This is a genomic window from Psychrobacter sp. DM4 (assembly GCF_051307035.1).
In the GTDB taxonomy this organism is placed as follows: domain Bacteria; phylum Pseudomonadota; class Gammaproteobacteria; order Pseudomonadales; family Moraxellaceae; genus Psychrobacter.
Genome location: NZ_CP195536.1, coordinates 1,420,505 through 1,432,809, shown reverse-complemented (window position 1 = coordinate 1,432,809; position 12,305 = coordinate 1,420,505). Strand labels below are relative to the sequence as shown.

7 protein-coding genes are annotated in these 12,305 nt (G+C 45.1%); 4 read left to right on the top strand and 3 right to left on the bottom strand.

The features are described from left to right. Window positions 1-8: 8 nt before the first annotated feature. A complete protein-coding gene (locus ACR64G_RS06100; protein ID WP_435978436.1) occupies window positions 9-761 on the bottom strand; it encodes an SDR family oxidoreductase in 753 nt (250 codons plus the stop codon). Between the two features lie 252 nt (window positions 762-1,013). Between ACR64G_RS06100 and ACR64G_RS06095 the strand changes: the two genes are divergently transcribed. The 4 genes from ACR64G_RS06095 to ACR64G_RS06080 all read left to right on the top strand — a co-directional run bounded on the left by ACR64G_RS06095 (window position 1,014) and on the right by ACR64G_RS06080 (window position 5,544). Continuing rightward, entirely contained in the window at window positions 1,014-2,345 is a 1,332-nt protein-coding gene (locus ACR64G_RS06095; protein ID WP_435978435.1) for a DUF2868 domain-containing protein, read from the top strand. Between the two features lie 130 nt (window positions 2,346-2,475). Continuing rightward, entirely contained in the window at window positions 2,476-4,140 is a 1,665-nt protein-coding gene (locus ACR64G_RS06090) for a DUF3482 domain-containing protein (protein WP_435978434.1), read from the top strand. A gap of 70 nt (window positions 4,141-4,210) precedes the next feature. Further along, window positions 4,211-4,879, top strand: a complete 669-nt coding sequence (locus ACR64G_RS06085) for a hypothetical protein (protein WP_435978433.1) — start codon at window positions 4,211-4,213, stop codon at window positions 4,877-4,879. 101 nt (window positions 4,880-4,980) lie between these two features. Next, window positions 4,981-5,544, top strand: coding sequence for a hypoxanthine-guanine phosphoribosyltransferase (locus ACR64G_RS06080; protein WP_435978432.1), 564 nt, complete (start codon window positions 4,981-4,983; stop codon window positions 5,542-5,544). A 62-nt stretch (window positions 5,545-5,606) separates the two neighbouring features. Here the strand turns inward: ACR64G_RS06080 and recD are convergent, their stop codons facing one another. Together recD and ACR64G_RS06070 are read right to left on the bottom strand one after the other, a co-directional pair. Further along, window positions 5,607-7,853, bottom strand: a complete 2,247-nt coding sequence (gene recD, locus ACR64G_RS06075; RefSeq protein ID WP_435978431.1) for an exodeoxyribonuclease V subunit alpha — start codon at window positions 7,851-7,853, stop codon at window positions 5,607-5,609. 46 nt (window positions 7,854-7,899) lie between these two features. Next, the gene (locus tag ACR64G_RS06070) at window positions 7,900-12,183 is read right to left on the bottom strand and encodes a UvrD-helicase domain-containing protein (RefSeq protein ID WP_435980658.1); all 4,284 of its coding nucleotides are present in this window, start codon (window positions 12,181-12,183) and stop codon (window positions 7,900-7,902) included. Between the last annotated feature and the right edge of the window lie 122 nt (window positions 12,184-12,305).

Below are 12,305 nucleotides of genomic sequence, written 5' to 3'. Positions count from 1 at the left end.
GACTTCATTTACCAAGGTATCGACGCGCCTGACCAATCCACAAAACTTCCTGATTGCGCCGCCGTCACACCCGATAGTACGTCGAGCAAGCACTCAGCGCTATAAGCAGGCGAGAACAAATGACCCTCTGCGACATTACCCTGAAAAGGTGCTGATAATTGCGTGTTCACCGTACCTGGTTGCATAACTACGATGCAAACATTCTTTAACGAACGACCCCACTCTATACTCAAGTTTTTCATGCCCATATTGAGCGCCGCTTTGCTCATACGATAGCTGTACCAGCCGCCAAGCTCATTATCGCTAATGCTACCCACGCGCGCGGATATGGTTGCGTATATCGCAGGCGTGCCATCACTGCGCTCAGCTTTAGATAGTAAGGGTTTGATGTGTTTGGCAATCAGCAAACCTGCCAAAGCATTGATTTGCATATTCTGTAAAAAGAATTCAGTCTCCACTTGTCTAAGCGCTTTTTCTGGTTGCGAGGTATCTGTATGAAGTAGCCCGACACAGTTGATTACCCAGTCCAAATGAATACTGTGCTGCCTAATAGTATCGACCGCTTGTGCAATACTCTCCTCATCACCGACATCCATCTGTAGCCAATGCACATTATCCGCCTTAATGTTGGGCACGGTTCTGTGGAAAGTTGCGAATATCAGCACGCTGTGATTTGAGTTTTTATTTGTCTCTATGATCTGCTCAACCATCGCCTGACCAATACCGCCTGTACCACCGATGATGAGATAGGTTTTGTTCATAATAGATCCTTTATTACTGATGTTATCATCGCTATAGACTTAACGATTTATTTTGGCTGATTTTTGTGAACTTTACTGTGACAAAACCGTGAGAAGCATAGCTTTTGTGAACCAGTAGTCTTGTAGTCATAAGTCTTAATGTTTTAGCTTTACATACCTTGATAGCTTTGTTATTGATGCGATTTTGGTTATGATAAGCTACGTTTTAACTTTTAATCTCGATTCTGCCTCTTTTTAAACGGATATCAAACCATGCTATCACCCCAAGATCAATTGACCGAGCTGGTGCGTACGCTTGAGAGCCAGCAGCATGTGTTTGCGACCGATCCGCTACTGATAACCGAAAAGTTGCAAAACGAGGGTGGTACGCCTATCCAAAAGTTGCATCGCCGTGCAACCCGTATCGATAGCAATGGCGCGCTGGCACGAATTCTTGGCAAGATTGACGGACGTATCAAAGGCATTATGCTGGTCATGAGCGTGGTATGGTGCATCTCAGGATTTTTGGGTTTATTTACCTTGCTACAAGCCAATGTGGTCAATTTCTTTTATGTTTTAGTCTGTCTACTTGGGTTTCATACGGTTATGTTGGTCGGTTGGCTCGTGCTTACGCTCATGAGTCAAGGCAAACAAACGCCAAGTTGGTTCGCTAGTTTTGTGAGTCCCAATCGTTTGATACGAGGCAAGGACGATGTTACCCAAGCGGCAGTTACACTATATGAGCGTCAATTAGAACACAGTGGTATGCGCTGGTATCTAGGAAAATTTAGTCATCAGTTATGGCTTGCAACCTTATCAGGTATGCTGCTTGCGATTATCTTTTTACTTATTGTGCGTCAGTATAGCTTTAGTTGGGAGTCGACGTTACTCTCCGATCAGGCGCTGATCACCTTGACTCAAGTGCTTGGTTGGTTGCCTAGTATGGTCGGCTTTGGTGTTCCAGATAATGAGTCGATCATCCAGAGCCGTCTGGTAACAGATGCCCTGCCCTTGTCTATTGCTCGTCAATGGTCAAGCCTACTGATTGGTAGTTTGCTGATGTATGGCATCGTACCGCGTGCGATTGCTTGGGCGTTTTGTGCCCTTATGTTCCGCCGCCGCAAGATGCGCTTGGATACCAAACTGCCTTACTATCAAAAAATCATAAACTTCTGGCAGCGCCAAGTGGTCGATGCTGATGATTTCACTGAGAAGTCTGCACCTGTTGCACCAAAGGCGTTGGTGAGCACTGGTAAGAAACTGGTGGCGTTACTTGAGTATCCTTATGATGTTGACCACTGGTGGCAGTTAGGTCTTGATGATAAGATTGAAAATTTCGGTATCGTTGACGATCGAGATGACATGACACGGCTAACGACCTATCTAGACACTCATCCTGTGCAAGTGCTGCTTGGTATTCATAATCAAGCGCTACCTGATCGCGGTACACTACGTAAACTTGACAGCATCGCCAGTCATGCTAAGAATGGATTAATCGTTCAGCTGTTAAATGGCGTTGATGGCGATAATGAACAAAATCATGTAAGAGTTCAGCAGTGGCAGACTGCCCTGTCGGCTCGTAAAATTGGTCTGGTTAGTAACTGATAGACAGTAACGTGTATTATAAAATGACGCAAGCGAGCATATCTAGAGCTGATTTTTTAGCTCACTCCTTTCGATATTTAAGCTGATTTTACGCTACACTCGTAAGTACCCTAAACACTAAGCACTTATTATGAATAATGATCAATCTAATAATAATAAACCTAAAGGCAGAGGTCTGTTCGCTGATAAGGCTTATGATGCACCTATGCGCACCAATGACGCTATAGAATACAATACTAATAGTTCACTAGGAACCGTTGAACGATCGCAACCTATATCAATCGATAACGATAATAGTGAGCCTGTTGATAGCACACTTACTACGCAAAATAAAACGACGATTGGCAGTGGTGAGCCGTTGAAATTAGCCGTTGTTGGCCATACCAATACGGGCAAGACCTCCATACTACGTACCCTGCTGCGTGATGTTTATTTTGGTGAAGTCAAAAACGAAGCAGCAACTACACGTCATGTGGAGCGCGCGCAACTGACAGATAGTCAGACCGGTGAAGTGCTGGTTACTTTGTATGATACACCAGGATTAGAAGATGCCTCGGGGCTTATGGACTGGCTTGAGGACAATACTGCCAGTCGCCGCGATGGTATTGAGCGCTTGCAACAGTTTTTGGCGGCAGACATAGCGACTGGTGCGGCCACTGGTTTTGACGACTATAGTCAAGAAGCCAAAGTCATTAGACAATTATTAGCAAGTGATATGGCAGTCTATGTCGTTGATGCGCGTGAGCCAGTACTGGGTAAATACAAAGATGAATTGGCGATTTTATCTTGGGCGGCGATACCCGTTATGCCTGTATTTAACTTCACCGATAGCCAAGACGCCAATATCGATGACTGGCAGATAATGCTGGCACGTCGCAACTTGCATATATCCACTCGTTTTGACTCGGTAGCTTTTGAGTTTGAAGATGAGATGCGCCTATGGGACAACCTCTCGACTATGCTTATCCGCTCAGAGAGGCTAGAGCAATTAATGCAGCGGCGGACTGAGGATTGGGCAAGGTTGTATGACGAGGCGAATATCATCATCGCAGACTTTTTATTAAATGTAGCCGCCTTTGTCCGTGAAATCAATGAAGGCGATGACCCGTTGCCAGTACTCACACAAATGCAAGAGGCAGTGCGCCAAAGTGAGCGCGCCACGCAAAATACGTTACTTAATCTATATCGCTTCTATGATAATGATGTTGCCTCGACCCCGCTTGAATTACAAGCCTATCAGCAAGATCCCTTTGATCCGCAGCTACTCAAAAGCTATGGTATTCGAACGACTTCGGGCGCTGCTGCTGGCGCGTTATTAGGTTTAGGTATCGATGCGGCGGCCCTTGGTACGACGCTCGGACTTGGCGCTGCATTAGGTGCTATCGGTGGCGGCTTACTCTCGAATACGAGTAGCATTGCCGATATGATTACTGGCGTTAAACGTCTATATATTGACCCCGCTACGCTTACCCTATTAGCAACGCGTGCGGTAGACCTTCTTACAGCGCTTCGTCATCGCGGTCATGCGGCAACCGATGCCACTCAGCTCTTGTACCAAAATGAGTCAATACCTAAAGAAGAGTTGCAAGACTCTAATAGTGCAATAGAAGATAGTGCAAATATACTGTGGCCTGCGCATAAACTACCGAGCGAGCTCAAAAAAGCGCGCAGCAAACCACAATGGTCATCGTTAGGTGGTGGTCAGTCGGAACTGGCTAGAAGTTTGCGTCTAGATATAGCATGGTCCCTATCATCGAAATTACAGTCAGAGAAACTTCAAAACCAACACAGTTAGAGATAACCCTTTTAAAGAACGATCTTATTAAACGGTAACACTTCGTTATCACACAACCCAAGGATATTACATGGCACATTATTTTGGATTTGAACCTTCAGAAAAACTCAAACAATTGATAGAGGAAGCCGCACAAGTAGAAGCATCGGATGAGCACGTAGAGTACTACAAATACCGTGATGCCCTCACTCATCAAACGGCTCGTGACTTGATCGACAATCTCTTGGTTGGTTTGGTTGAGATTATCCCTAATCCTGAGCGTCAAGCGGCCATGCGCAAGACCGTCGGTACGATAGAAAAGGCCGCCGATACTTTGCTTAATATTTTGCTCAATAAAGAGAACAACGAAGATGTGATGCCAAGCTTTCATTTTTTGCGAGATCAAGCGACGTTTATCGATAATGAAGGCGTTAGCCGTGTCGGCTATCAGCTGTCTGAAAGCGCCGCGCAGACCATCACAGAAGGCTTTGCGGCTGTGACACCTGAGCATGTCGATACTGTCAAATTTAAGACAGCTCTTGAGACTATGAACGATGAGACGCTGACTCATTTCATTAGTCATTATGCCGAAACGCTTAAATTGGGTATGTTCAAGCGCAAATCTGTGCCTGTGACCAAAGCGGTGATTGATAAAGGTATGAACATGGCGCTAACCAAACTATTACCTGATCTACCGAATGACTCTATGAACCGTCTAGCAGAATACTATCGCCCATTTATTGTAGAAAAAGCGGAGTAAAGTAAGTTCTGGCCAGTACTTGATGCTACAAGTCACTTGGTATTGGTCAGATTCACTAAAACTTGCTAAAATAGGCGGCAATTTTATCGAAGGCACACCTCATGACCCAAATCAGTAATCAAGAAATCGAAAAGACCCTGCGCAACTCAGAGTGCCTCATCAGTAGTATTGAAGTTGCAGCCGCTTATGAGCGTTTGGCCGCTCAGCTTAACCTTCACTACGCAGGTCTCAACCCTATCGTTATGGTCGTGATGAATGGTGGACTCATTCCGGCAGGTCAATTGCTCACTCACCTAACCTTTTATCACCGTATGCACTATGTCCATGCTACGCGCTATCGTGACAATCAAGGCACCAACGATCTAGAATGGAAATTCAAGCCTGATGTTAGTATTGAGGGTGAGTATGTTTTATTGATTGATGACATTTTTGATGAGGGTATTACGTTAAAAGCAATCGTAAAAGAATTGGGTAAAGAAAACCCAGCATCTATTGATTCGTGCGTACTACTTAATAAGCAGCATGATCGCAAAGTCGCGGATTTCGAGGTGGATTTTGTCGGTATTGAAGTTGCTGATCGCTATGTTTATGGCTGCGGTATGGACTTTCATGGATATCTGCGCCACTTGCCAGGTATCTATGCTATCAAAGAAGACAAGTTATAACTTAAGGCTTGATAAAAAAGCATCCTTAACGGGATGTTTTTTTTGCTATAAATTAACAGGGTTTAAGAAGACTCATCAGCCCTGCCCATATCTTCAAACTGTAAACTCAATCCAGTTTGACGCACCGTTGGTGTCGCTAGCGCCTGCGTAAATGCTGACTTTGTAGTAAATAGTGACACTCGTTTTTTGGCACGGGTTACTGCGGTATAGATAAGCTCTTGACTGAGTAAGCGTGCATTACTATCATCAAAGCAGATAGCAACATGCTCAAACTCAGACCCCTGTGATTTGTGTATCGTCATTGCATAGCTTGTGGCAATCATCTCATCACCAAGCATATTGACTGATATGCCTGTTTTTTTGTTCTCAAAGAACACTTGTAGACGCCCGCCTTCTATCTGTAAGCATATTCCAATATCACCGTTAAATAAACCCAGCTCATAGTTATTTTGTAATACCATAATGGGTCGACCGTGATACCAAGGAGACTTAGATAAGGGCAGCTTTAATTGATTGCGATGCTGTTCACTTAGGTAGCGATTGATAGAGTAATCCCCGCAGCGACCATGATGTCCAGCAGTTAGTACTCTGAATTGGTTGAGTTGCGCAATTAGTTCATTGAAAATTGCTATATATTCTGCCGTTGGCATGGATTTAGCAATTCTTACCTTATCTAAATCCCCTGCCGTTCGGCTTATATAAGCGTTATAATATTTGAGTACTCTTGAGTAAAATTTCTGACTACTTAGGCTATTTTTTACCTTGTACTTTTTAGCGACTACATTGTCTTGCGATTGTGCAGATGGACTTTGAGCCAGATGATAAAAGTCCAAAGTCTCATCATCTTCCATGAGCTGCCATACGGCTTCCATGCTTTTCTCTACGTTACTACCATACTCATCAGTGCTACGCTCTATATCACTGACATCTTGATTGATTAGCTTTGCAAGCTTACCGATACCAGACTCCGCTGTGAATCGGCGACTGCTCTCTAAACGCTTATGTACTGATTGAAGTGCTGGTATGCGGCACAAATCTGCGAGCACTGCCCCAGCGTCTACTGCTGCGAGCTGATTGGCGTCCCCTAATAAAATTAACCGAGCCTTTGGCTTGACAGCGCTAACCAAATAATTGGCTAGCTCAACGCCAAGCATGGATGCTTCGTCGACGATGATAATATCTTCACTCAATGGATTGTCTTGATTGTAGCGTGGTCGTCCGCCCTGCCCTATACCGAGTAATCGGTGAATAGTTTTGGCTTCTGGTAGCTGGATGTCTATTCCAGCACATCCTATAGCGTCTTGTAGCGACTCTTGCATACGCTGAGCTGCTTTGCCCGTTGGCGCGGCTAGTGCAAGGTTTATGCTAGTGGACGTCTCCCCTGCTGCGCCTAGCATTTCCTTGTCGGAATTTACCTGCTGGAGAGCAATTACTAGCTGAGCTACGGTAAAGGTTTTGCCGGTACCAGGGCCACCCGTAATAATACTAAACGCAGATCGATTGGCCATGTATATGGCTTTTTGCTGCTCAGGGTTTAGCTGTGAGTTTGCGGTGATCGGTAACGCCTGTACTACTTGACTCTTGATACGAATGACGTGATGCGCAAGATTGTACTCCGCTTTCCATGTGCGATGTAGCCATAGTGTAAGAGTTAAATTGTCTTTATTTTCTTTTCGCACAAAGATGATGGGTGTAGTTTCAGCTGTATCTTTTTTATTCATTTTTTGTATTAGTGAACTACCTTCTAGTCGAATTACGAATTTACTTAGGCTATTTTTTGTTGATTGAAGATAGTTGTATAGTTGGGTTGCTACGGTATAGCGCTGTTGCAAGCGCTGCTGGTCATATTGTGACAATGTTGATTGCAACAGCACATCTTTCCAAAGCGCATGATCATTGCTCATGAGTGATTGGGTGTCAACATTCTGTGCCAAAGTGCTTTGGGCATAATTAAGCAAAGGCTGGAATAAAGGCTGTATCAGGTGCCATCGCCAAGTATGATCCAAATTACTCATACTCGATAAAGTGACGACTGTATGCCCCTCTTCCAAGCGCTGTACCAGTAACTCAAACAATGATTCAAACAACCAGTCTTGAGTGTTACTTTGATCCTCTACGTCGTTTATGCGCAACTGACTCTGATATGCCAGATGAGTTTGCCTGCGCCGACGTAGTAAATACTGACTGACGCTAGTTGCCCAACTGCTACCTGTATTTGAGTCATTTGTAGTCATGTTATTTATGCTTGAGCCGATGTTGCCAAGCTCATGACTTGCCGGCGTATTGTCTATAAATTCATTGTTATTCATTAGTGGTTCGCTTAAATTTTGTGGTCTTTGTTTTTAGATTTTATATCTAACTACTGGGGCTACCAAACATCTCATCGAGCGCTTGCACGAGTGCAAAAGGAATTTGCCATTTAATGCGCCCATAGTCATGCACGCCTTGCGAGTCTATACCGCGCAAGAACACATATTCAACAGCGCCCAAGTACTGCTCTTCTCTACCGTTGTAGTCGTTTATTCGCAATCTTAAAAACCGGTGTAGCGCCACTTGATAGATAGCGGCCTGTAACCAGTATCCTGCTTTACTCATAGCTCTGCTCAAACTTTCTTCACTATAATCACTTAGGCTATTTCCTAGATAATTACTCTTATAATCTACAACGTAGTACTTGCCCGCATGTTCGTATACTAAATCAATCTCGCCGCGCAGGTAGCGATAAATATGGCTAGAATACTGCGCGCTCATCTCAATATGCTTATCAGCGTCGAGAGGTAAATATTGCTTGAATACCTCATCAATACGGTCAGGCTCAAAATGCTCCGATAGCCCCATGTTAAATCCGAGCTCAGCGATGCGCTGCTCGGGCGCGATAGCTTGTAGCGGTTGACCAGAAGCCAGTAACGGCGCTGCCAGTACATCACCTATCCAAACCATGAGCTCATCGTGTTCAGACGGTAGGCTGTCCTCCGTTACGTCAATGTCTGTATCAGACATACTCTGCGCTTGTGATTGCACCCTTTGCTGTAAGTGCTGTTGATGCGCGCGGCTGGTATAAACAAGCGGCAGTTGATAGTGACGGACACTTTGATCAATAATCGCTGACCACTTTTGATTATCGGTGAAATTTATCTTCTCAAAAATCTCATGCAAAAACGTACCCGCATTAGCGCCTTTAACGAAGCGAAAACGGATATTATCGCTTGTGATTGAACCTGCGTTGTTGTCATTAGCGTACTTACCGATATTGTCTTGCGCTGAGATGACCCTAGTAGATAGCGTCATCCCATCCGTTATATCCAAATCATCCTCTACGCTATCATCAAAAATAGCCAAAGCCTGAGTTTGCTTGCCCAGTTGACGGGATAAAGCGGTAAAACTTGTCTTAGCCCAGCCTTTAAAGTAACGCGCTTGAATCTGCGCATAGGCCTCATCGTAATTAATAAGTGTAGTGGTCTCACTCTTAGGTTCAAGAGTCGTTAGCTGCTCTTTGCTGGCCTTGATAACCGCGTGAGCATTAGACTCGACACTGTCGTATGCCAGCCAGCCGATGTAGTCTTGTAATCTTTCAGGTAACTCTAAGCTCTTACCACTACCATTTAGCCACTGAGCGCAGGGTTTGCGATCGTCGTCTTGGTTTTTGCTCACATCCCCAAGCACCATGTACAGCTGCTCGCTAGCTCGGGTAAATGCCACATAAGCTAAGCGGCGCATCTCTTCATAACTTTCATCCGTCTCAAATTGAGCATAGTAATCCTCCGTCGACTCTTTGGTAGCCTCTCCATTTGCGGATTGACTAGCGGCTATGCCTTTGCTAGTAGATAGACGGCGCTGCGTCTTTTGCTGCTCTGTATGATCATAAAGAAATAAATTATGCTTGCTACGAGCGCCAGCCTTTGGACTGGCGCTATCCATACCGATGACATAGACGACGGGAAATTCAAGCCCCTTGGATTTATGAATCGTCATCAGCTGTACACCAGATTCGGTCGGTAATGGCTGCTGCTGCGCCCATTCAGGAGTACGGCTACTGTTCATATTCTTTTTATACCAAGCCAGCAGCTCGTGCTCACCGATATGCATGCCATGCTGCGCGAGGATATCTAATAGATGACGCAAATCCATTAAATGACGAGCCCCATCTTCAATCTCTGCTAGAGCCACCCAAATATTCTTATTTGTCTGACCCTTCTTATTCATCGGATTGTGACTGAATAAATAATGTAGCGCTGACAGGATGCCATTGTTCTGCCACTGCCTCGCCGCGGTCTTGATATAGTTCTGAAAGTCTTGATAGCGCCGCTTCAGTGCTATTTGCTCTGAGTGAGCGCTTGATGATTGCGCAAGCAGTTGCACATCAAGCTCATCGTCATCTGCGCTTAACATAAGTAGCTGTACATCATCGAGGCTCAGCTGATAAAAATGACTAGTCAACACCCGATTCATAATGTCGCGGCGCTGCGGGCGTATCATTACCTCAAGTAAAGCCGCTAAATCACTAGCTATAGGGGTATCAAAGACGTTGCGCTCTGCCGTTTCAAGGGTAGGCACACCAAGCTTGCTCAGCATATCCTCAACCTGTTTGAGATCTTTTTTGCGTCGTCCAAGCACACCAATGTCGCTCGGTTTGAGCGCTCGCCCCTCTAGCGTCTGGCCACTTGCCAGCAGGGCTGCGATATGCAAAGCGGTAAGCTCGCAGTCGTTGTGCTTGGCGTCTTTGTTTGCCGGCAGATGAATCACACTCACGGGTTGATTGGGTATAATCGCCGCTGTTTGAGACGATAGCTCTTGCGCTATGGGCTGTTGCCAAGATAGGCTCACATCGGTCTTAAATGCGGTAATGTGCTGGTAGTAGATACCTTTACCTAACTGTGCTAAATGATCGGCCGCGCTTTGCGTTGACCTTTTTAGTTGACTATCATCTACGGGCGACGGACGTCCAAACCAATGATTGAGTGCGGTGATTAAGCGCTCATTGGAGCGTCTATTGATATTCAGGCTCATGCGCTGCTTGGCATCAAACAACGTCTTCATAGCATTGTAGTTAGCAACATCACCGCCGCGAAAACCGTAAATGGCTTGCTTAGGGTCGCCAACTAATAATAAGAACTCTCGGGACTTTTTATTTTCTTGGCTATCGTTTTGTCTTTTATTAGCTGATTTGGTTAAATAAATGCGCTCGATCATCCGCGCCTGCTCGCCATTGATGTCTTGTGACTCATCAATAAGCGCAATAGGATAATGGTGACGAATATAACGCGCTAGCCGCTCACCTTGCTTGCCTGTTAACGCTTGGTTAAGACGTACCATCTGTAGCGAAAAAGTCGTCTCACGTCTTTGCTCTAACACCGCTGGCAGCTTTTGCCGCACTTGCAAGGCAATATCACGGTTTAAGGTATCAATAAGCGCATCTAGGTGCTGTTCAATCTGGCTAGTAAAGTCATGAACGGCTTTTAGCGCTTGAATACTTGGCAAATGGATAAAGGTTTGACGCTCTACTTCTTTATTCTTATTAAACCCTTTACCGCCCTCTTCTTTAGTTAAAAAGGCTAAAGGTAGCGCATCATAAAATTTTTGGGTTTCATCATCTAAATGCACAAAAAACAGATGACCGTTTTTTTGGATGGCGGTTTGTATACGACCTATGCGCTCCGCTTTAGTTGCCAAACCTGCATTCCAAGTCATACCTTGCGCTTTACGATAATCCTTGTCAAAGTAAGGCGCTATATCCGTCAAATCACAGTCTATAAAATCTGTCAGCGCTTGCTGATACCCAGCAAAATCTATCGGCTCGCCTAGATCCACACCTTCTATTGGCGTGGATATAAACTGTAGCGACTTCTGTGCGACGTAGATATGATCGGCAGGTGTGGTCAAGCGCCCTGTATGTTGCATCAGCTCATAAATCTTTGGCTGCTGATAGTACAGATGGCTATGATGGGCGCGCACCGCATCGTGAATGATACTCTCTATCACTACTTGCTCATTATCACTAATCTGTACGCCCTGCTGATAGCCTGTCTCCGCGCTATACTCGGACAGCCACTTTTGCGATAGGCTATCTAAAGTGCCAACGAACAGCTTATCTAAGGTAATGAGTACCAACTTACAGCGCCGAATAGCATCGGCTAGCGGATACTCTCTAGCATGATCTAGTAAATATTCAATCAGATGACTGTTGATAGGCTCAGTGACGATCTCTGTGCTACCTGATAAATGAGCTTGCTCCTCTAACCAATCTAAGCGCGCTTGTCTTTGCTCAGCGCTTATTTTGATGTCTTTGGCGTCCGTATCTTTATCGTTTTTGCTGTTAGTTGTTTGCACGTTTATGTGTTTAAACTGCGGATAAAGTGTGGCATGGGTACTGGTATCTGCCTGAATCTTGCTCAGCCATAATAAGGCCTCATGAAAATGTTCTAGGCGCTCATGAATACGTTTACGTATATCAGCGGCGGCGGCGCGAGTGAATGTCGTTGCAATGATGTGCTCAGGCAAGCGCTTGCCTTCGATAAGTAAACGCAGAACAATACCTGTCAGCGTCCACGTCTTACCCGTACCTGCTGAAGCCTCTATCAAATACTGGCCCGTTAGCGCAATACGAACCGCAGGTGGCAGCTCTGCCCCTTTCGATTGCATAGAGGACGCATGATGTAAGCTTGTTGAATGAACGTCGATGTTGTTCTCAGTAGTAGCAGACGTATCGTTATTAGTCATAGTCAATCACTTGTACAAAATGGTACTTGTCTAAATAGCGCTCA